The 22493-nt window shown below is 48.4% G+C and carries 17 protein-coding genes, 1 tRNA gene and 1 pseudogene; 10 read left to right on the top strand and 9 right to left on the bottom strand.

What is annotated here, in order from left to right; all coding sequences use genetic code 11:
- Together ACTHSX_RS09655 and pepN are read left to right on the top strand one after the other, a co-directional pair.
- A partial coding sequence (locus ACTHSX_RS09655) for a YadA-like family protein (RefSeq protein ID WP_440377526.1) occupies window positions 1–2499 on the top strand: 2499 nt, incomplete at its 5' end.
- 155 nt (window positions 2500–2654) lie between these two features.
- A complete protein-coding gene (gene pepN / locus ACTHSX_RS09650; protein WP_440377525.1) occupies window positions 2655–5276 on the top strand; it encodes an aminopeptidase N in 2622 nt (873 codons plus the stop codon).
- Between the two features lie 187 nt (window positions 5277–5463).
- On the opposite strand, the gene porB is transcribed toward pepN, so the two are convergent.
- From porB to ACTHSX_RS09620, 6 genes are all read right to left on the bottom strand, one after another.
- Window positions 5464–6591: a trimeric porin PorB gene (gene porB, locus ACTHSX_RS09645; RefSeq protein ID WP_049323760.1), complete on the bottom strand. Its 1128-nt coding sequence runs from the start codon at window positions 6589–6591 to the stop codon at window positions 5464–5466.
- 388 nt (window positions 6592–6979) lie between these two features.
- Window positions 6980–7993: a ketol-acid reductoisomerase gene (gene ilvC / locus ACTHSX_RS09640; RefSeq protein ID WP_003680040.1), complete on the bottom strand. Its 1014-nt coding sequence runs from the start codon at window positions 7991–7993 to the stop codon at window positions 6980–6982.
- A 61-nt stretch (window positions 7994–8054) separates the two neighbouring features.
- Entirely contained in the window at window positions 8055–8348 is a 294-nt protein-coding gene (locus ACTHSX_RS09635; RefSeq protein WP_440377524.1) for a putative quinol monooxygenase, read from the bottom strand.
- A gap of 65 nt (window positions 8349–8413) precedes the next feature.
- Window positions 8414–8905 (bottom strand): acetolactate synthase small subunit, encoded by a 492-nt coding sequence (gene ilvN / locus ACTHSX_RS09630; RefSeq protein WP_003685820.1) that lies wholly within the window; start codon window positions 8903–8905, stop codon window positions 8414–8416.
- A gap of 10 nt (window positions 8906–8915) precedes the next feature.
- Window positions 8916–10643 (bottom strand): biosynthetic-type acetolactate synthase large subunit, encoded by a 1728-nt coding sequence (gene ilvB, locus ACTHSX_RS09625; protein WP_440373679.1) that lies wholly within the window; start codon window positions 10641–10643, stop codon window positions 8916–8918.
- A 388-nt stretch (window positions 10644–11031) separates the two neighbouring features.
- Window positions 11032–11116: transfer RNA gene (locus tag ACTHSX_RS09620), tRNA-Leu, on the bottom strand.
- Between the two features lie 283 nt (window positions 11117–11399).
- Between ACTHSX_RS09620 and ACTHSX_RS09615 the strand changes: the two genes are divergently transcribed.
- From ACTHSX_RS09615 to hisD, 4 genes are all read left to right on the top strand, one after another.
- Window positions 11400–12062 carry an SCO family protein gene (locus ACTHSX_RS09615; protein WP_070748279.1) on the top strand — a complete coding sequence of 221 codons (663 nt, stop codon included), beginning with the start codon at window positions 11400–11402 and terminating at the stop codon, window positions 12060–12062.
- A gap of 83 nt (window positions 12063–12145) precedes the next feature.
- Window positions 12146–12799, top strand: coding sequence for an ATP phosphoribosyltransferase (gene hisG, locus ACTHSX_RS09610; RefSeq protein ID WP_036473098.1), 654 nt, complete (start codon window positions 12146–12148; stop codon window positions 12797–12799).
- A gap of 47 nt (window positions 12800–12846) precedes the next feature.
- A complete protein-coding gene (gene nfsA, locus ACTHSX_RS09605) occupies window positions 12847–13572 on the top strand; it encodes an oxygen-insensitive NADPH nitroreductase (RefSeq protein WP_440377523.1) in 726 nt (241 codons plus the stop codon).
- Window positions 13573–13643: 71 nt separating this feature from the next.
- Window positions 13644–14936, top strand: coding sequence for a histidinol dehydrogenase (hisD, locus tag ACTHSX_RS09600; protein ID WP_295849002.1), 1293 nt, complete (start codon window positions 13644–13646; stop codon window positions 14934–14936).
- Window positions 14937–15043: 107 nt separating this feature from the next.
- Here hisD and ACTHSX_RS09595 read toward each other — a convergent pair whose 3' ends face one another.
- The gene (locus ACTHSX_RS09595; RefSeq protein ID WP_440377522.1) at window positions 15044–15925 is read right to left on the bottom strand and encodes a prephenate dehydrogenase; all 882 of its coding nucleotides are present in this window, start codon (window positions 15923–15925) and stop codon (window positions 15044–15046) included.
- 296 nt (window positions 15926–16221) lie between these two features.
- On the opposite strand from ACTHSX_RS09595, the gene ACTHSX_RS09590 reads away from it, so the two are divergent.
- The 4 genes from ACTHSX_RS09590 (at window position 16222) to ACTHSX_RS09575 (ending at window position 21215) form a co-directional block, all read left to right on the top strand.
- Entirely contained in the window at window positions 16222–16716 is a 495-nt protein-coding gene (locus ACTHSX_RS09590; protein WP_003748495.1) for a MarR family transcriptional regulator, read from the top strand.
- Between the two features lie 49 nt (window positions 16717–16765).
- Window positions 16766–18172 carry an efflux transporter outer membrane subunit gene (locus ACTHSX_RS09585; RefSeq protein WP_440377521.1) on the top strand — a complete coding sequence of 469 codons (1407 nt, stop codon included), beginning with the start codon at window positions 16766–16768 and terminating at the stop codon, window positions 18170–18172.
- Window positions 18173–18396: 224 nt separating this feature from the next.
- The gene (locus ACTHSX_RS09580; RefSeq protein WP_440377520.1) at window positions 18397–19587 is read left to right on the top strand and encodes an HlyD family secretion protein; all 1191 of its coding nucleotides are present in this window, start codon (window positions 18397–18399) and stop codon (window positions 19585–19587) included.
- Window positions 19588–19688: 101 nt separating this feature from the next.
- Complete coding sequence (locus tag ACTHSX_RS09575) at window positions 19689–21215, top strand: DHA2 family efflux MFS transporter permease subunit (RefSeq protein WP_440377519.1); 1527 nt, start codon at window positions 19689–19691, stop codon at window positions 21213–21215.
- 42 nt (window positions 21216–21257) lie between these two features.
- On the opposite strand, the gene thrB is transcribed toward ACTHSX_RS09575, so the two are convergent.
- On the bottom strand, window positions 21258–22175 hold the full coding sequence (gene thrB, locus ACTHSX_RS09570; RefSeq protein WP_063075654.1) for a homoserine kinase: 918 nt from the start codon (window positions 22173–22175) through the stop codon (window positions 21258–21260).
- Window positions 22176–22288: 113 nt separating this feature from the next.
- Window positions 22289–22493: pseudogene (locus ACTHSX_RS09565) on the bottom strand (hypothetical protein); the annotation flags it as partial.

The raw sequence follows: 22493 nt of genomic DNA, 5'->3' as shown, positions 1-22493 counted from the left end.
GTGGACGCCAAAACCACCGTTGACACCAAAGGCCTGACCTTCAACGGCGACAGCGGCAGCACCAATATCGAAAAACTCGGCTCCACCGTGACCGTTGCCGGCGACGACAACATCACCACCGAAGCCCAAGACGATAAAGTGACTGTTAAGCTGAACAAAAACCTGGTAGTAGACAGCGTCAAAGCCGGCGACACCACCGTGAACAACGACGGTGTGACCGTTGCAGGCGGTCCTAGCCTGACTAAGTCCGGTATTGATGCCGCAGGCAACAAAGTGACCAACGTAGCGGATGGCGACCTTAATGCCAACAGCAAAGATGCCGTTAACGGCAGCCAACTGTTTGCGACCAACCAAAACGTAGCCAACAACGCCGCCAATATCGCCAAAGGCATTAACTTCGGCGGTACCACCGGCAGCAACAACTACGCATTGGGCGACACCATCAATGTCAAAGGCGACAGCAACATCATCAGCGAAACCGTAGCCGGTGGCGCACAGTTGAAACTGGCCGATGTGTTGAATGTCGGTCAAGCAGCTCCGGTGAAAATCGATGGCAATAAAGGCGAAGTCAGCGGCTTGAGCAATACGACTTTGGGTGGTAGCGACTTTGCCCAAGGCAAACGTGCGGCGACTGAAGAGCAGCTGAATGCGGCCCAAGATCAGTTGGTGAATGTATTGGGTGGTAATGCGGCCAATAATGGCGGCAATATCAGCATGACCGATATTGGCGGTACTGGTGAGAACAACATCCACGATGCAATCAAAGCCGTTAATGCAACTGCCAATCTGCCTTTGACTTTCGGCGGCGACAGCGGCAAAGACGTTGAACGCAAACCGGGTACGAAGCTGAATATTGTTGGCGGTCAAACCGATGCAGCCAAACTTTCAGACGGCAATATCGGCGTTGTAGCGAATGGCTCTGATAAGTTGGAAGTCAAATTGGCTAAAGACTTGGCAGTTGACAGCGTGAAAGCCGGTGATACCACAGTCAATACTGACGGCGTGAAAGTTGGCGATGTCAATCTGACTAAAGCCGGCTTGAACAACGGCGGCAACAAGATTACCAACGTTGCAGCCGGTACCGATGATACTGATGCAGTGAATGTTGCTCAGTTGAACAAAGCTGCGGCTGCGGCTAAGACCGAAGTCGTTCAAGGCGATAACATTGTTGTTACTCAGGATGTCGGCGCCAATGGCCAAACCATTTATAAAGTGGCTACCGATAAAAACCTGAAAGTCGACAGCGTTACCGCAGGCGATACCGTGATGAATAATGACGGTGTGAAAGTCGGCGATGATGTTGCATTGAACAAAGACGGCTTGAAAGCAGGCGATGTGAACCTGACCAAGGCTGGCTTGAACAATGGCGGCAACAAGATTACCAACGTTGCGGCTGGTACGGAAGACACCGATGTAGTCAATGTTTCTCAACTGAAACAAGCTGCTGCTGCGTCTAAGACTGAAGTCGTTCAAGGTAAGAACATCGTTGTGACTGAAAAAACAGGTGACAAAGGTCAGACTGTTTATGAAGTTGCTACCGATAAAGACTTGGACGTTGACAGCGTGAAAGCCGGTGATACCGCAGTGAATACTGACGGTGTCAAAGTGGGTGATGATGTTGCATTGAACAAAGACGGCTTGAAAGCAGGCAAGGTAAACCTGACCAAAGACGGCTTGGACAATGCGGGTAACAAAGTTACCAACGTAGCCGATGGCGATCTCAATGCCAACAGCAAAGATGCCGTCAACGGCAGCCAGTTGTACGCAACCAACCAAAACGTAGCCAACAACGCTGCGACTATCGCCAAAGGCATCAACTTCGGCGGTACGACCGGCAGCAACAACTACGCGTTGGGTTCTACCATCAACGTTAAAGGCGACAGCAACATCATCAGCGAAACTGTTGCCGGTGGTGCTCAACTGAAGTTGGCTGACGAGATTAGCGTGAAGACAGTGAATGCCGATACCTTCAAAGCAGGTAATACTGTGATGAATAACGACGGCGTGAAAGTCGGCGATAAAGTTGCGTTGAACAAAGATGGTCTGACCGCTGGCAATACCGTGGTCAACAACGATGGCGTAACCATCGCTGCACCGACTGAAAACAATCCGAACAACCAAGTCAAACTGTCTCCTGTCGGTCTGAACAACGGCGGCCAACGCATTACCAATGTGGCTCCGGGTAAAGACGGTACAGACGCGGCAAACGTGAACCAGTTGATTGGCTTGGGCAACGAATTGCAAAACAACATCAACCAAGTAGGTAAGAAAGCCTACGCGGGTGTGGCCGGTGCGATTGCCCAAGGCTCGATTCCGCAAGTAACCCGTCCGGGTGCGACCGGTATCGGTGTCGGCAGCGGCTACTACGGTGGTCAGTCTGCCATGGCCATCGGCGTATCTGCGATGAGCGACGGCGGCAACTGGATTGTCAAAGGCAACTTCTCGGCCAATACCGACGGTCATGTCGGTGTCGGTGCCGGTGCGCTGTATCAGTGGTAAGTTGGCAATGACAGGCAACTAGATTTGCTGCCTGAATAGGGAGGCCGTCTGAAATTTTAGGTTTCAGACGGCCTTTTTTTCTGAAAACACTTGAATTTAGGCTATCTGAAACGATATGCTTCATCTATTTACCGCATGACTCTGAAAGAGAACAAATGAGCAAAACCATCCATTATTTGAAAGACTATGCCGCGCCAGCGTACCGTATTCTGAAAACCGACCTGCATTTCGATATTTTAGAACCGCAAACCATCGTCAAATCCAGTCTGACCGTTCAACCTGAAAGAGCAGGGGAGCCATTGGTATTGGATGGTTCAGCAAAACTGCTGTCTGTGAAAGTAAACGGCCAGGCCGTAGATTATGTGTTGGAAGACGAAAAACTGACGATTGCAGGCGCGCCGTCTGAAAACTTCACTCTGGAAGTGGAAACTGAAATTTTGCCGGCTGAGAACAAATCTCTGATGGGTCTGTATGCTTCCGGCGGCAACCTGTTTACCCAATGCGAACCGGAAGGTTTCCGCAAAATTACGTTCTACATCGACCGTCCGGATGTCATGTCTAAATTTACCACCACCATCGTTGCAGACAAAAAACGCTATCCGGTGTTGCTGTCTAACGGTAATAAAATCGATGGCGGCGAGTTTTCAGACGGCCGTCATTGGGTGAAATGGGAAGACCCGTTTGCCAAACCGAGCTATCTCTTTGCTTTGGTGGCAGGCGATTTGGCGGTAACGGAAGATTATTTTACGACCATGAGCGGCCGGAAGGTCAAAATCGAGTTCTACACCACTGAGACAGACAAACCTAAAGTCGGTTTTGCCGTGGAATCGTTGAAAAATGCGATGAAATGGGACGAGATACGTTTTGGCTTGGAATACGACTTGGATATTTTCATGGTCGTTGCCGTGGGCGATTTCAATATGGGCGCGATGGAAAACAAAGGTTTGAATATTTTCAACACCAAGTTCGTGCTGGCCAATAGCCGTACCGCGACCGATACCGACTTTGAAGGCATCGAATCTGTTGTCGGCCACGAATATTTCCACAACTGGACGGGCAACCGCGTGACCTGCCGCGATTGGTTCCAATTGTCGCTGAAAGAAGGTTTGACCGTATTCCGCGATCAAGAGTTTTCTGGCGACCGAGCCAGCCGCGTGGTACGCCGTATCGACAATGTCCGCATGCTGCGCTTGTTCCAATTCCCAGAAGATGCGGGCCCGACTGCGCATCCTGTCCGCCCGGCCAGCTATGAAGAGATGAACAACTTCTACACCATGACCGTTTATGAAAAAGGTGCGGAAGTGGTGCGCATGTATTACACCTTGCTTGGGGAAGAGGGCTTCCAAAAAGGCATGAAGCTGTATTTCCAACGCCACGATGGTCAGGCTGTGACTTGTGATGATTTCCGTGCCGCAATGGCAGACGCAAACGGCATCAATCTTGATCAGTTCGCTTTGTGGTACAGCCAAGCCGGTACGCCGGTTTTAGATGCTCAAGGCCGTCTGAAAGATGGTGCGTTTGAATTGACCATCAAACAAACTATTCCGGCTACGCCCGATATGGCGGACAAACAGCCGATGATGATTCCAGTCAAAACCGGTTTGCTGAACGAAAAAGGCGAAGCGGTTGAGTTTGAATATCAAGGCAAACGGGTGAAAGAGGCGGTTTTGGTATTGACTGAGGCCGAGCAGACTTTTGTGTTGGGTGGCGTCAATGAGCCGGTTATCCCGTCTCTGCTGCGTGATTTTTCTGCACCGGTTACCCTGAACTATCCGTACAGTGAGCAAGAATTGGCAACTTTACTGGCTGCAGATGAAAATGAGTTTGCCCGTTGGGAGGCTGCTCAAACCCTGTATCATCGTGCCATTAACGCCAATCGTCAGGCATTGGCGGAAGGCCGTCCTTTGCCTGAACACAAAGCATTGATGGATGCTTTGGCTTTGGTGGTTTCCGGTGACTTCGATCCGGCATTCCGTGCCATTTTGCTGCAAATGCCGTCTGAAACCGATGTATGGGCGGAAGAAGAAAATATTGACCCTATTCAGGTTCATCAAGCGCGAGAAGCCTTGCTCAATGCCGTTGCTGTCAAGTTCCTGCCTCAATGGCGCGAGCTGAACCGTCAAGCTGCCGAGCAAGAAAACCAAGCCGATGCTGCTGTTCGTTATGAATACAGCCCGGAATTGGCCGGCTGGCGTACTTTGCGTAATGCTTGCAGGGCATTTGTCTTACGTGCTGACACTGCACATATCGAACACGTTGCGGAGAATTACGCAGCAATGGCGCAAAACATGACCCACGAATGGGGTATCTTATCCGCAACCAACAGCAATGAAAGCGAAATCCGCGATCGCTTGTTGACGCAATTTGCCGATAAATTCGCCGATGATGCTTTAGTAATGGACAAATACTTTGCCCTGATTGCTTCCAGCCGCCGTAAGGATACTTTACAGCAAGTTCAGACGGCCTTGAGTCATCCTAAGTTCAGTATTGAAAACCCGAATAAGGCCCGTTCTTTGTTGATCAGCTTCAGTCGCAATATTCCGCACTTCCATGCAGAAGACGGCAGCGGCTACCGCTTTGTAGCCGATAAAGTGATGGAAATCGACCGTTTTAATCCGCAAGTTGCCGCTCGACTGGTGCAGGCTTTCAACATCTGCAACAAATTGGAAGCCAACCGCAAAGCCGTCATGACCAAAGAATTGCAACGAATCCATGCACAAGAAGGTTTGTCCAAAGATGTGGGCGAGATTGTCGGTAAGATTTTGAATGAAAAATAAAGCTTGTCTGTTGACCTTATTGTCATTTGGCAATAAGGATAGATAGACTCAAGGCCGTCTGAAACCAATTGGTTTCAGACGGCCTTTTTATATATCAACGCTTAAATCAATTTTCGTTGAGGGTAGGGAATAAGAATAAAAAAAAGAGCCTGCATAAAACAGGCTCTTTTTCATACTAATCCGAAGATTAGAATTTGTGACGCAGGCCAACCAAACCAGAGATGGTTTCAACTTTGTGAGGGCCAGACTCAGCACCACGCAACCAGCCGGCAGAAACCAGAGCAGTAGTGCGTTTAGAGAAGTCGTAGTCAGCACCAACGATAACTTGGTCGTATTGAGTGCCTTTCAGTTTTTCGCCGTCAACTTTAGCTTTGAAGCCGTGAGCGTAAGAAACGCGAGGAGTTACGTTACCAGCGCGGTAAGCGGCAGTAGCAGCAACTTCGATAGTTTCAGCAGGACGGCTGTCCAAGCCAGCAGCAGTACCAAATACTACGTTAGAAGCGTTAGTACCGGCAGCGCGCATAGCAGAAGTTACAACACCGTTAGATTGGGCTTCGGCGTAGTCACCCAAAGTTTCCCAGTTTTTAGCGTATTGGCCGGCTACAGATACGAACAGGTTGTTAGCATCGTAACCACCTACCAAACGGTGTACGTGGCCGTCTTTTTCAGAAACGGCGTTTTTACGGAAACCACCAGCGTATTGACCGAAGAAACCAGAGTTTTCGTAGTTCAGGCCAGCGTAGTAAGTGTCACGGGTAGCGTCGTTGTGAGTGTATTTGTCAGAAGGGTTAGCGTTGTCACGTGGAGTGTATTGTACGCTTGCGCTGAAGCCTGAGAATACAGGGCTGTCGTAACGTACAGATACTGCGCGTTCGTCAACACGAGTGAATACAGACATGTTCAAAGCACCGTTGCTGCTTTCCCATTGGTCAACGTTGTCGCTAGAGTCTTTAACAGTAGAGTTCAATTTACCGGCACGAACTTTACCGAAGCCACCTTCCAAACCGATGAAAGATTCGCGAGAAGCCCACTCTTTGTCGCCACCGGCGATAGAAGTGTTTTGTTCAACTTGCCAGATGGCATTCAGGTTGTTACCCAAGTGTTCGTGGCCTTTGAAGCCGATGCGTGAACCGAAGTCAGCGATTTCAGTAGCAGTTTTAGAGCTTTTCTCATGACCCAGTTTAGCAGCAGTTTGTTCACCCAATTTTACTTTGGATACTTCAACGCCGGCTTTGATTTGACCGTATAGAGTCACGTCAGCCATAGCTGCAACAGGCAGAGCCGCCAGAGTCAGGGCAATCAGGGATTTTTTCATTGCTGTTTTCCTTTTTTAAGTGTGAAGAAGCGAGCATTCGTTCTTCTTATTACGATATCGTTCTATTTCAACGATTCCATGACCATAATATAAAGGTTATGGCTTAAGAAAACAAATTTTCCTCTTGTTTTAGGCGTATTCTTGTTGGGAAACGTTGTTTTTTACAGACAGAGTAGGTATGGGAAATAGTTGTTTATTTCGTAATATGTTTTTCTAAAAGGAAATTTTAGGAGAACCATAAAAGACGACTTATTGAAGTTGGGGATCAAATGTCGTTTATATTGTTTTCAGACGGCCTTGTTGAGTGAGGTTTATAGTGTATTGGGTTTTAAAATTCTAAAAAACCTGCCTGAGTGATCAGGCAGGTTTCATTTGCTTGAAAGACAGATTAGTTTTTGTCTTGGTCAACCAGTTTGTTTTTGGCAATCCAAGGCATCATGGAACGCAGTTGCGCGCCGACTTTTTCGATTTGGTGATCGGCAGTCAGGCGGCGGCGAGCAGTCATGCTGGCGTAGTTGACGGCACCTTCTTGGATGAACATTTTGGCGTATTCGCCGGTTTGGATGCGTTTGAGGGCATTGCGCATGGCCTCGCGGGATTTGTCGTTGATGACTTCCACACCGGTAACGTATTCGCCGTACTCCGCGTTGTTGGAAATGGAGTAGTTCATGTTGGCAATGCCACCTTCGTAAATCAGGTCAACGATGAGCTTCATTTCATGCAGGCATTCGAAGTAGGCCATTTCGGGCGCGTAGCCTGCTTCGGTCAGGGTTTCAAAGCCGGTTTTAATCAACTCGACCACACCGCCGCACAATACGGCTTGTTCGCCAAACAGGTCGGTTTCGGTTTCTTCGCGGAAGTTGGTTTCGATTACGCCGCCTTTAGTGCCGCCGTTGGCTGCTGCGTAAGACAGGGCGATGTCTTTGGCTTTGCCACTTTTATCTTGGTAAACGGCGATCAGGGAAGGTACGCCGCCGCCTTTCAGGAATTCGCTGCGTACGGTGTGGCCTGGGCCTTTAGGGGCGATCATGATAACGTCGAGGTCGGCGCGAGGTACGATTTGGTTGTAGTGTACGTTGAAGCCGTGGGCAAACGCCAATACTGCGCCTTCTTTCAAGTTAGGCTCGATTTCGTTTTTGTATACGATAGGTTGGTTTTCGTCAGGCAACAGAATCATTACAACGTCGGCTGCTTTGGTTGCTTCAGCAACGGTGCGCACGTCGTGGCCGGCTGCTTCGGCTTTTTTCCAAGAGCCGCCTTGGCGCAGACCGATTACGACATTTACGCCGGAATCTTTCAGGTTTGCTGCGTGTGCGTGACCTTGTGAACCGTAACCGATGATGGCAACGGTTTTGCCTTTGATCAGAGAAAGGTCAGCGTCTTTATCGTAATAAACTTGCATTTTATTTCCTTAGTGTAAGAGGGTTCCGGATAATCCGGGTTGAGTTAAAAGTAATAGGGGCTTAAGCGGGGACTTGGTTCATCAAGACGATTTCCAATACTTCGGTTTTTCCTTCGATGGATTTGACGAAGTTTTGGAAATGTTCGCTGGCATTGTGTTCGTCAATAGCTGCTTGGGATTTCCAGCTTTCTACGAATACGAAACGGTTGGGTTTGCCGATTTCTTGGTGCAGGTCGTAGCTGATGTTGTCTTCTTCTGCACGGCTGGCTTTGACCAATTCTTTAAACTGGGCAGCCAGAGCCTCGGTGTATTCGGGTTTGACGGTAACTAATGCAACGATTTGGATGCTTGACATGTTTGTCTCCTACTGTTTTTCAGACGGCCTTTGTAGAAAGTAAAAGGTCGTCTGAAGATACAGCATTAAATTTTCAAAATACGCTCGCCACGACCGATACCGGCTGCGCCTGTGCGTACGGTTTCCAAAATTTGAGCGCGACCGACTGTTTCAAGGAAAGAGTCGAGTTTTTCGGTAGAACCTGTGATTTCGATGGTGTAGCTACGGTCTGTTACGTCAATGACGCTGCCGCGATAGATTTCGGTCAATCGCAGGAATTCGTCGCGGTCTTTGCCGACGGCGCGGACTTTTACCAACATCAGCTCGCGTTCGACAAAACGGCTTTCGTTCAAATCGACCACTTTGATAACTTCAATCAGTTTGTTGAGCTGTTTGGTGATTTGCTCGATTACGTGTTCGTCGCCATGGGTAACGATGGTCATGCGAGACAAGGTTTTGTCTTCGGTTGGAGCAACAGCCAGGGAGTCGATGTTGTAATCGCGTGCGGAGAACAAACCTACCACACGGCTCATCGCACCTGATTCGTTTTCCATCAGAATAGATAAGATATGTCGCATTTTTCTCTCCTTACGCTGACAATGTTTCGCGCATATGCGGCGGCAGAACCATCTCGTCCAAGCCTTTGCCGTTGCCGACCATAGGCAGTACGTTTTGTTTCTTGTCGGTCAAGAAATCGAGGAATACCAGACGGTCTTTTTGGTTTAATGCTTCCAGCAACGCGCCTTCTACATCAGATTTCTTGTCTACACGGATGCCGATATGGCCGTAGGCTTCAGCCAGTTTGACAAAATCAGGCAATGAATCGAAATAGGTTTCCGATTCACGGTTGCCGTAATAAAGTTCTTGCCATTGGCGGACCATGCCGAGGTAGCCGTTGTTCAGGGTAACGACGTTAACCGGAACGCGGTATTGGAAGCAGGTGGACAGCTCTTGGATGTTCATCTGAATCGAGCCTTCGCCGGTGATACAGAATACATCTTGATCAGGAGCGGCCAGTTTCGCACCGATGGCATATGGCAAGCCGACGCCCATTGTGCCTAAACCGCCGGAATTGAGCCATTGGCGAGGACGCTCGAATGGATAATATTGGGCGGTAAACATTTGGTGTTGACCAACGTCGGAAGTAATAATGGCAGAATTATTGGTGATTTCGGCCAGTTTTTGAATGACGTATTGCGGTTTGATGATTTCGCTTTCATTATCAAACCACAGGCAGTTGCGCGAACGCCATTCTTCAATGCTTTTCCACCATTTATCCAATGAATCGGCTGCAGGTGCAGATTCTTGCTTACCCCACAATTGAATCATTTCGGACAATACGTTTTTCACGTCGCCGACAATCGGGATATCCACTTTGACGCGTTTGGCAATGCTGGACGGGTCAACGTCGATATGAATAATTTTTTTAGCTTTTTCAAAAAATTTGGACGGTACGGAAATCACGCGGTCATCGAAGCGCGCACCGATTGCCAGTACAACGTCTGCATTCTGCATGGCGAGGTTGGCTTCGTAAGTACCGTGCATACCTAGCATGCCCAAGAATTGGCGGTCGCTAGAAGGGTATGCACCCAAGCCCATCAATGTACCGGTACAAGGAGCGCCGATCATGCGGACAAATTTGGTCATTTCCTCAGAGGCATTGCCCAAAACCACGCCGCCGCCGAAGTAAACAATAGGGCGTTTGGCGGAAGCCAGCATTTGTACGGCTTTTTTGATTTGACCGATGTGGCCTTGTACAACCGGTTGGTAAGAGCGGATGAAGATGTCTTCTTGCGGATAGCTGAATTTAGCCATTGCTTGGGTGACATCTTTAGGAATATCGACAACAACGGGACCAGGACGGCCGCTTGCGGCGATTTGGAAAGCTTTTTTGATGGTGTCTGCCAACTCAGCGATATTGGTTACCAAGAAATTGTGTTTGACACAAGGGCGGGTAATGCCGACTGTATCCACTTCTTGGAATGCGTCTGTCCCGATGAGGGAGTTGCCCACCTGGCCGCTGATGACTACCAACGGAATGGAGTCGCTGTAAGCGGTGGCGATGCCGGTCAGCGCATTGGTCACGCCTGGGCCGGAAGTCACCAAAGCAACGCCGACTTTGCCGCTGACACGGGCATAAGCATCTGCCGCATGTACGGCTGCCTGCTCGTGGCGAACCAGGATGTGCTTGAATTTATTGAGTTGGAAAAGGGCATCGTAGATTTCGATAACCGCGCCGCCCGGATAGCCGAATACATACTCGACACCTTCGGCTTTGAGACTTTGCACGATGATTTGTGCGCCTGATAATTGCATATTGACCTCTTTTATATGGTTTCAAACCAATAGGAACAATCCGCCTCACCACAGCACCTGTAATGCAATTCCACCAAGCAGCGATTTAGGGTACGCGCACTGAGGGAATACGATGACAGTCAGACTATCCAAGCAATTGGGAAGAAACACAGAGTTTGTGAAAAAGAGTAGAAACGATAACGCAATCCGACTGTACAAGCAAGACAAAATCTTTCATCTTTTAACGTTTAAGGAGTGAAAATAGATTATCGTTTGATTTTAAAGAAATAAAAAAATAGTTTTATTGGGCTTGATGTGGGCGGATTGTTGACAGTTTGAGTAAGGAGAAGGTTTTGCAAATGAGGAATAGCAAAAAACCTCTTGACTGAATCAAGAGGTTTTTTTAATTTGGTGCCCAGGGTCGGACTCGAACCGACACACCTTGCGGCGGGGGATTTTGAGTCCCCTGCGTCTACCAATTTCGCCACCTGGGCTAGCGAAGAAGTCGTCATTATAGCGACTTCTCGAATCTTGTAAAGCAGTAATTGAAAAAAAATTGGATTATTTTCATATTTATTTGATTTTTAATGAATTAAACTTTTTACGTTTGATGGCTATCTAAATGGAAGGCAGATTTTTAAAACAAAAAAGCAGTATTTATCTGCAAAAAGGGCTACATTTAATGTGTCAAACGCGTTAATATGAAGATGTTTTGTTTTTATATCGGCCGGGCGGTTGTTTGGCCTCACTTATTTGAAACGGTTTTGGAGAAAATTTATGCTTTCCGTCACACGAACTTTCTTACTCAGTGCTTTTGCGTTGGCTGCTCTGGCTGCTTGTCAGCCTAAAGAGGAAGCCAAAGAGGCTTCTTCTACACCTGCCGCTTCTGCTGCGCCTGCTGCTTCCGGTGAGTCTGCGCCCAAAGTGCAAGCGCGTGGTACCGATATGCGCAAAGAAGATATTGGCGGTGATTTCACATTGACCGATGGCGACGGTAAACCTTTCAGCCTGAGCGACTTGAAAGGCAAAGTGGTCATCCTGTCTTTCGGTTATACCCACTGTCCTGACGTATGCCCAACCGAGTTGCTGACTTACAGCGACACTTTGAAACAATTGGGCGATCAGGCTAAAGACGTGAAAGTAGTATTTGTCAGCATCGACCCTGAGCGCGATACGCCTGAAGTAATCGGCAAATACGTTAAACAGTTCAACCCTGATTTTATCGGCCTGACGGCAACCGGCGATCAAAGCCTGCCTGTTATCAAACAGCAATACCGTGTGGTATCGGCTAAAGTCAACCAAAAAGAAGACAGCGAAAACTATTTGGTCGACCACTCTTCAGGTGCATATTTGATTGATAAAAACGGCGAAGTGGCGATTTTCTCGCCTTATGGCAGCGAGCCGGAAACGATTGCGGCTGATGTGAAAACTTTATTGTAAAACCGTAGTTGAGGCCGTCTGAAATGGGTTGTGGATTTCAGACGGCCTTCTTGCTTTATGATACGGCAAAGGAGAAGAAAAAAATGACCGACACACTTTTAACGATTGCTTTATCCAAGGGGCGAATTTTTGAGGAAACCCTGCCGCTGTTGGCCGCCGCCGGTATTGTGCCTGCAGAAGAGCCGGAAAAATCGCGCAAGCTGATTATTGGCACGAATCATGACAATATTCGTTTGGTAATTGTACGCGCAACCGATGTGCCGACTTATGTGCAATATGGTGCGGCGGATTTCGGTATTGCCGGTAAGGACGTACTGATTGAGCATGGCGGAGACGGCCTGTATCAACCTTTGGATTTGCACATCGCCTCATGTCGCATGATGGTTGCAGTTAAAAAAGGTTTTGATTACGCCGCTGCTTCCAAACCCGGCAGCCGCTTGCGGATTGCCACCAAATATCCCGACATCGCCGCCGAACACTTTGCCGACAAAGGGGTGCATGTGGATATCATCAAACTGTACGGCTCGATGGAGCTTGCGCCTTTGGTCGGTCTGAGCGACGCGATTGTCGATTTGGTTTCCAGCGGCAATACATTGAAGGCCAATGGTTTGGAAGCTGTGGAACATGTGGCTGATATTTCCAGCCGCTTGGTGGTCAACAAGGCGGCGTTGAAAACCAAATATGCGCTGTTGAATCCGATTATTCAGGCATTTGAAAATGCCGCTAAGGCCGTCTGAAAAGTTTTTGGCAAAACTGTCTGCCAACCCAGTTTGAAAGCCCCGTCATGATGCAAAGCAAACCGACACTCGAAACGATTCTTTCCCATCGTTCCATCCGCAGGTTTACTTCCGAGCCGATTGCCGATGAAATCCTTGATACGCTGGTTCACGCCGGGCAGCAGGCTTCGACCTCCAACAACCTGCAATGCGTTTCCATCATCCGCGTATCCGACCTTGAGCTGAGGCAGGGGATACATGAAGCGGCAGGAAGCGCGCCTTATATTGTCCATTGTGCGGAATTTTTATTGTTTTGCATCGATTTTTCCAAACACAAGGCAATGTTTCCCGATGCGCAAATTGATTGGGCGGAAGTCACCCTGATTGGCGCGGTCGATGCAGGCATTATGGCGCAAAACGTATTGCTTGCCGCCGAATCGCTTGGGTTGGGCGGCGTGTATATCGGCGCGTTGCGCAATAATGCGCAAAAAGTGTCGGATGTGTTGAACCTGCCGGATTATTGCGTGCCTTTGGTGGGGCTGTGCCTCGGTTATCCCGACCAAGACCCACCGCTCAAGCCGCGTCTGCCTAAGGAAATGGTCTATGCCGAAAACGCCTGTCCGAGCCTGAATGCTGAGGCGGTTGAAGCTTATAATCAGACAGTGGCGGATTATTATGAGTTACGCAAGGGTAGTCCGATACCTTGGAAGGAATCGCTGGCCAAAACCTTGGGCAATCCTGTGCGGCCGCATATGTTGGCGTTTTTGCAGAAAAAAGGTTTTTTGAAAAGATGATGTTCAGACGGCCTTTGAGTGAATGAGGCCGTCTGAAAACAATAGGAATGAAACAAGGAAGAGAGCAAACCATGAAGAAACTCGACACCCAATCCCCTGATTTTCAAGACGAACTCAAAGCATTACTCGCTTTTGAAACCGCGCAAAACCCTGAAATCGACCGTATTGTTGCCGACATCTGTGCTGATGTTCAAAAGCGCGGCGATGCGGCGCTGATTGAATATACCAACCGCTTTGACGGTACATCCGCTCAAACCATCGACGATTTAATCCTGACGCAAGACGATTTGCAGTCTGCGTTTGAGCGTTTGCCTGAAAACATTCAGACGGCCTTGAAAACGGCCGCGCGACGGGTGGAAAGCTACCATAAACACCAAAAAATGGAGTCGTGGACTTACGAAGACGAAGACGGCACGCTTTTGGGTCAACAGATTACGCCACTTGACCGTGTCGGTATTTATGTTCCGGGCGGTAAAGCCGCTTATCCGAGTTCCGTCATCATGAACGCCATGCCTGCCCATGTTGCCGGCGTGAAAGAAATCATCATGGTCGTTCCTACTCCGAAAGGCGAGCGCAATGATATTGTGTTGGCGGCTGCTTTTGTGGCCGGTGTAACCAAAGTGTTTACGGTCGGCGGCGCGCAGGCGGTTGCGGCTTTGGCTTATGGTACGGAATCTGTGCCTCAAGTCGATAAGATTACCGGCCCGGGCAATGCTTTTGTCGCCGCGGCCAAACGACGCGTGTTCGGCGTGGTCGGTATCGATATGGTGGCAGGGCCGTCTGAAATTTTGGTGATTGCCGATGGCACGACGCCTGCCGATTGGGTGGCCATGGATTTGTTCAGTCAGGCGGAACACGATGAAATTGCACAAGCAATTTTGATCGGTACTTCTCAAGCGTATTTGGACGAAGTTCAGACGGCCATGAACCGCTTGATTGAAACCATGCCGCGCCGTGCGATTATTGAAGCTTCATTGGGCAACCGCGGTGCAATGATTTTGGCTAAAGACTTGGATGAAGCCTGCGAAATCGCCAACTATATTTCTCCCGAACACTTGGAGCTGTCGGTCGAAAATCCGCAAGAGTGGGCGAAAAAAATCCGCCACGCCGGTGCGATTTTCATGGGACGCTATACCAGTGAAAGCCTGGGCGACTATTGCGCTGGCCCCAACCACGTTTTGCCGACCAGCCGCACAGCGCGTTTCTCTTCTCCTTTGGGAACATATGATTTCCAAAAACGCTCCAGTCTGATTCAGGTTTCAGAACAAGGCGCACAGAAATTGGGCAAAACCGCCAGCGTGTTGGCGCATGGCGAAAGCTTGACCGCGCACGCCAGAGCGGCTGAGTTCCGTTTGAAAGACTGAGTGAAACGTTGAAGTCTTAAGAAATCTAAAAGGGCATCTAAACAGATGCCCTTTTTATTGTGATGAAGATTTTAGCTGAGAAGGTATCAGGCCGTCTGAAAACAGGTTTAACGGTTTTTCAGCCAGTCATTACGCATTTGTGCGGCTTCTTCAAAATAGCGGTAAAGCTCGGTTTTATTGCCGTCTGAAAGGAGTTGTTCCAATTTGGATAATTGTTCTTTTAAATCGCTGGTCAGTTTGAGCAGAGCAGGGCTGTTGGCCATGCAGATGTCGGTCCAAACGGCAGGGTGACTGGAAGCGATGCGGGTAAAGTCGCGAAAGCCGGTAGCGGCATAGGGAAGGTAGTCTTTGCCGTGTGGATGGTCAACCAAAGCATGAACATAGGCAAAGGCGGCCAAGTGCGGCAAGTGGGAAACGGCGGCAAAAATATTGTCGTGTTCTTCGGCGCTCATGGTGGAAATTTGCGAACCAACCGCCTGCCACAGGCTTTTCAGCCGTCTCAGGCCGTCTGAAACCTCTTGGCCATGTAGCGTAATGATAAGGCGGCTGTTTTGAAACAAACCGCAACGCGCGGATTTTGCCCCGCTTTGATCCGAGCCGGCAATCGGGTGGGCGGCAAAACATTGCGGCAGGCGGTCGGATAAGTGGGTACGGAAGGCATCGAGTGCCGATTGTTTGGTACTGCCGACATCGGAAACGCAGGCGGTGTCTTTTAAGAAGGGCTTGATGTCGCGGCATACGTCAGGCAGGACGGAGACTGGAGTGGCAATCAAAACCAAATCGGCGTTGCCGATGCTTTCGGCGCAAATATTCGGATAGGCATGGTCGATGATGCCGCATTCGAGTGCGTAATTGAGGTTGTTGGCATTGGTGTCGATGCCGGTAACGGTTTGTACCAGTCCCAAGCGTTTGAGGTCGAGCATGAACGAGCCGCCGATTAAACCGACGCCGATAAGGGTAATATGGGGAAAAAAGGCGGAAGTGTTCATGGTTTGCATCCGGTTTAAGTGGAAAAGCTTATTTTAATCTGTCATCGAGGCCGTCTGAAAGATGGAATCAAGGTTTCAGACGGCCTTTTTTATGGTCGAATTTTCATGATTTAAGCATAGAAAACTCCGTTTAGTAGGAGCATGTAACCGATTATCAGATTTTCATACACTAAAATAATCATCTGAATTAGTATAACGTCTTAAAGTAAGTAATTGGTATCTTAAAGTAAATTATTACATCATATTTTATTTTGATTGATATCGAATAAAATAATTCACTCAGAAAGAAGGAATTTATGAGTTTTTCACAAACCGAATTAGTCAATGCAATGCATTTGCTTTCCACCCGTCTGCCTCAATTTCCGGAGCAGCAAAACCAAGTATCCCGCATGTTGCGCATTGTAACCGAACGTTTGAGCAGCCATTTGAATGAAAACCTGAAAGCGTTCGGCATCAATGAAAACCTGTGGTTTTCCCTGATGGCGGTTTACGTCAGCCCAAACAGCGAAATCCTGCCTTCGCGCTTGAGCGACCTGATGGACTTGACGCGCACCAGTGCCACACGCCTGTCGGACGATATGGTTGAACGCGGCTGGGTAGAGCGTTATATCAATCAAAAAGACCGCCGTCAGATTGTGCTAAAATTGACCCCTTCGGGTGAGACCTTCATCCACGAAGTATGGCCGCAAATTGCCCGTCAGAGCGGCCAAGCGTGGGAAGATTTCACGAAAGAGGATTATGATACGCTGCAACACCTGTTGGGTAAACTGTTGAACCGTTTGGGCAATTAACAACAGACGGCCTGAAGGTCTGCGGCAGGCACACATAAACGGAGTCTGTATGAAATTAGGTTTGGTCAAATCAAGCGTATGCGTTGCCGCAGTTTCGCTGTTGGCGGCATGTGCGCCGTTCGGCAAACAGTCGCCTTTGGATGAGACAACAGTCTATCCGCTGTCGCAAGGCCAATCTGCCGCTACTGCCCAAGACGGCTGGTGGATGAAGCTGAAAGATAAAAAATTAAACAATTTGATTGCTTCCGCCATTCAGACGTCTACCAATCTGCGTGTCGTCAAGGCAAGGTTTGAGCAGGCTCAGGCGCAGCTGGGCGTTGTAGGAGCCGCAAACAAACCGCAAGTCGGCTTGGGTGTAACCGGTATGGGTACCTATGTTTCACCCAAACCTCAAGCCGGTATGGTCGATACCGACCATACATTAGTGTTGGCGAACGCAGCCTTACAAGGCAGTTTGGTTTTTGACTTTTGGGGTAAAAACCGAGAGCAGATTCAAGCTGTTTTAGGAAAAAGCAGGGCTGCGGTGTATGAAGCGCATCATATCCGCACCGAGTTGGCTCACGCCGTTGCCGCCCAATATTTTGCGTGGCAGATGGCGACAGAACAACTGGCTTTGCTGGATACGCGCATAGAGCTGGCGGATAAGGCATTGAAACTGATGCAACAACGCGTTAAAGCGCAGCTGGCTCCTGCCGATGCCTTGCACGCTCTGGAAATGGCGCAACAACAATTACAGCTTGAAAAATCGGCATGGACTCAGAAAAATGAGAAAATCCGCAACAGTCTGGCTGTATTGACCGGCCGTGTACCGGGTGCCTTGAATGGACAGGTTCCGGAAAAAATGGCGGCTGTGCCGTCATTGCCGGTTAACCGAATTGAAGCGGATTTGTTGGCGGCACGCCCCGATATCGCGGCGCAAAAAGCCTTGCTTGAAGAGAAATGGCATATCGTCAAATCGACCGAAGCAGAGTTTTACCCGAATATCGAATTAAAAGTTTTGGCAGGCATGACGCACATTGATGCGTTCAATCTGATTCGTGGACGGACCTCCGGTATGTTGGGCATCGTTCCGGCTTTGAATCTGCCATTGTTTACTTCCGGCGCGCTGCAATCCAAATTGGCGGGTAAACGTGCCCAATATAATGAGCAGGTTGCCGTGTATGACCAAACGGTTTTGAACGCCATGCGTTCGGCTGCAGATGCTGTAGTGGACTATCAAAGCCTGAAAAGCCGACAAGATACTTGGAACAAGATGGTCAATATCGCCGATAAATCTGTGCAAAATGCGAAAGGACGTGTTCGTGCAGGCTTAGATAACGGCTTAACAGCCTTGCAAAAACAAGACGAAGCTGCACGTACAAAAATGTCGGCGGTTCAATACCATGCAGAATATCTGACAGCTTGGAGTAACCTCAATGCCCAGTTGGGCGGAGGCTTTAAATTAAATCAGAAATAGACGTTTTATTAAAACGCAGGCCGTCTGAAAGTGATTTCAGACGGCCTTTTGCTTACCTTATTTACATTTGCTACCGGAAGAAATTATTGTAATGAATAGAGTGTAACTATAGAATATGACTCTTTAGCGCGTTAAACGCGGATATTGGGGACTGATGGTATAAGTCAGCTGCCCAGTAAGACAATAATATCGTTATCACATGTGCAGAATTAAAGTTGGGACTTATGGATACTCAATCAGAAAAAAATAATGTCCAAAAAGAACCGGAAGTAGCCGCTTCCGGCGCTAAAACGCATCGCAAACGCAATTTGGTCATCGTTACACTTCTATTCCTTATTACGGCAGCCGGATTCGCTTTGGCATATTTCCTGTTTTGGCAGCATGAAGAAGAAACGGAAGATGCTTATGTGGCCGGTCATTTGGTGATGATTACACCGCAGGTGAACGGCACGGTGCGCAAAGTCATGTATGACGATACGGATGTTGTGAAAAAAGGCGATGTGTTGGTGGCTTTGGACGACAGCGATTTTCAGCTGGCATACGATCGTGCGCAAAATGAATTGATTCAGGCCATCCGTCAAAACAAACAGCAAACTGCGGTCAATTCAAAAGCCAAAGCACAAGTGTTGTTGCGCAAAGCCGATTTGGCCCGTGCGCAAGCCGATTTGCGCCGCCGTGAATCTTTGGCGGGTACGGAAGCGGTTTCCGGTGAAGAACTCAGCCATGCCCGCGCCGCTGTGGTTCAGGCTCAGGCTGCATTGAAAGCGGTTGAGGCGGAAGAAGTTTCTGCTCAGGCAGCGTTGGGCAACAATATTCCTCTGCGCCAACAACCGGCAGTTCAGACGGCCATCAGCCACATCAAAGACGCTTGGCTGAACCTGCAACGTACGCAAATCCGTTCTCCGATCAGCGGCCAAATTGCCAAACGCAATGTCCAAGTCGGCCAACGTATCGCACAAGGTACGCCGATGATGGCCGTTGTGCCCCTGTCTGAATTGTGGGTGGATGCCAACTTTAAAGAATCGCAACTGCGCAAAATGAAAATCGGCCAGCCTGTTGAAATGACAGCCGATTTGTACGGAAGTAAAGTAGTTTACCATGGCAAGGTAATGGGCTTGTCGGCCGGTACGGGCAGTGCGTTCTCATTACTGCCGGCGCAAAACGCAACGGGCAACTGGATTAAAGTTGTGCAACGTGTGCCGGTGCGTATCAGTTTGGATGCCAAAGAATTGCAACAAAATCCGCTCCGTGTCGGTTTGTCGATGACTGTTAAAGTCAATATTGCCGAGAAGGGCAGCGGTAAAGCCATGACTGCCGAAGCGGAACGAAATACTGCATTGCCGGAAACGGAAAGTGTGGATTGGAAAGCCGCCGATGCTTTAGTCGATAAAATCTTCGAGCAATACGCAAAATAATCTTTTCAGACGGCCTGAGTCTTTTATTGAAGGCTCAGGCCGTCTGAAATATTGATTCTCTTCAACCGACCGCTTTGGCGGTTGTCTTATAGTTTACAAATATGAATTATCCGCCATTACAAGGGTTTAAGCTGGTGTTGGCAACTTTGGCGCTCAGCTTGGCCGTATTTATGGAAGTCTTGGACAGCACCATCGCCAACGTCGCCGTGCCAGTTATTGCAGGGGATTTGGGCGCGGCTACCACGCAGGGAACTTGGGTGATTACCTCATTTGCCGTAGCCAATGCCATTTCCGTTCCCTTGACGGGTTTTTTGGCCAAGCGATTTGGCGAGGTTAAAATCTTTATCGCCGCTGTGATCGGGTTTGTCGTCACGTCATGGCTGTGTGGCATTGCACATAATCTTCAAGCCTTGGTTTTTTTCCGTGTATTGCAAGGCTTTATCGCCGGGCCATTGATTCCCTTGTCCCAAAGCCTGTTGATGGCCTCCTATCCGCCTGAAAAACGAACATTGGCACTGGCATTATGGGCAATGACCGTCGTTGTTGCTCCTGTATTGGGGCCGATTTTGGGCGGTTGGATTTCGGACAACTGGCATTGGGGATGGATTTTCTTTATCAATATCCCGATCGGGATTTTGTCTGCAACTATTTCTTGGAAGCAGCTTAGACACAGGGAAACTGAAATCGTCAGGGCGCCAATCGATTATGTCGGACTGGTGTTGATGATTGTAGGCATCGGCGCATTGCAAATGATGCTTGATAGGGGCAAGGAATTGGACTGGTTTGCCTCGGGAGAGATTATCGTTTTGGGCGTTACCGCTTTGGTATTCCTGACATATTTTATTGTTTGGGAGCTGGGCGAGAAATACCCGATTGTCGATTTATCATTGTTTAAAAATAGAAACTTCACAATAGGCGTTGTTGCTACATCGTTGGGCTTTATGGTCTATATGGGTACATTGACCCTGCTGCCTTTGGTGTTGCAATCAAATCTCGGTTATACCGCTACTTGGGCGGGTCTGGCTGCTGCACCGGTAGGTTTCCTGCCGATTATTCTGTCGCCGATTATTGGTAAGTTTGGTAATCGCGTCGATATGCGCCTGTTTGTCAGTGCTAGCTTCTTGGTATTTGCCTACACCTTCCATTGGCGCACCGATTTCTATGCCGGTATGGATATGAGCAACGTCGTATGGCCGCAGTTTTGGCAGGGTTTAGGCGTAGCCATGTTCTTCCTGCCTTTGACCAGTATTACCTTGTCGCATATGAAAGGCAATCAAATTGCCTCGGCCAGTAGCCTGTCTAACTTCTTGCGTGTCTTTATGGGCGGTGTCGGAGTATCGGTTGTCAGCACCATGTGGGAACGACGCGAAGCTCTACACCATACTCAACTGACCGAACATGTTAGCTTATTGTCCTCAATCAGTAACCAATCTATTCAAGGCATGATGGCTAATGGTCTGAGCAAGGAGCAGGCTTTGGTGGCGATAAATAGCACCATTTCCCAACAAGGCTTTATTATTGGTTCAAATGAAATCTTCTTGGCAGGCAGTATCATATTCATCAGTATGATCCCCATTATTTGGCTGGCAAGACCTCCGTTTAGCGGTTCCGGCGGGGGAGGGCATTAGATAAAAGGCCGTCTGAATTTCAGACGGCCTTTTATCTATATATTATTTAAGACTCAAGAGCAGATCCCTAAATGCATTCGGATCTTTAATAAACGTCATTTCTCCTGATTGAGGGAAATGAAAATCGAGCAGGCGAGATACCCAGAAGCGAATACACCCGGCTCTTTGTGCAGTAGGGAAATACGCGCGTTCTTCATCAGATAATGGACGTACGCTTTCGTAGCCATGAATAAAGGCATCATAAAGGACAGGGTCTAATTTGTTATCAGCTGTTCGTGCCCAATCGTTAACCGCAATTGCCAGGTCGTACATAAAGTTACCGTTACACGCATAATAGAAATCGATAAAGCCGGAAACTTCATCTCCATTAAGCAACACGTTGTCCTTAAATAAATCGGCATGGATAATACCGGAAGGCAAATGCTCTCCCAGATTTTCATCTAAAGCAGCAATTTCAGATTGAAGCAGTGCGGCATCCTCAGAATCTAAAACAGGCAGCAACTGAGTGCAGGCATCGTGCCACCAGTCATCATAACGAGGATTTTTCATTTTTAAAGGAAAGTCTTGACCGGCTAAATGCATTTTAGCCAGCATTGCACCGGTATGAAAACATTGAGCTTCGGTTGGCCAGCCGGTATCTGATCCATTCAAACAAGTAACCAAACAAGCCGGTTTTCCGGCCAAAATAGAATGCAGTCCGCCATCTTTACGAGCAATCGGAGCAGCGCAGGCAACGCCATTCAGACTCAAATGCTGGTTTAGTTCTAGAAAGAAAGGCAGTTCCTCTGATTTTAAAACCTCAAAAACAGTCAATACATAACGACCCGTTGAAGTTGTCAAAAAATAATTACTATTAGTAATTCCTTGAGCAATCCCCTGCAAAGAAACAAAATCTCCCAAATCATATTGCAGAAGGAAGTCACGCATTTGAGCGTCGGAAACACTGGTATAGACAGACATAGCAAACTCGAGGCTAATATAAAAGAATCAAGGAAACATCATACCAAAAAACAAGCGCCAACAATATAAATTAAAGCGAAGATCAAATTCAAAAGGCCGTCTGAAAGAGCAATTCAGACGGCCTTTGTTTTGTGTTTTTTTGTATGTATGGAGAGTGTAGAAAGGTTGTTGGAGTTTTTATAAAATAAAAATCCTGTTAAAACAGGGCGGTGGTTAAATTTCTGAAAATAATTTTGCGAAAGGTGTTGACTGGTTTTGTTGTGAGGCGTATAGTTCGGTTCTTCGCTGCTGACGCGGTGAAGAAAACGAAGCAGACAG

The sequence above is a fragment of the Neisseria sp. P0014.S002 genome (assembly GCF_051958295.1).
GTDB classification, from domain to species: Bacteria; Pseudomonadota; Gammaproteobacteria; order Burkholderiales; family Neisseriaceae; genus Neisseria; species Neisseria flavescens_B.
The sequence above is the reverse complement of the archived record's forward strand: the minus strand, read 5'-3'. Positions and strand labels throughout refer to the sequence as shown.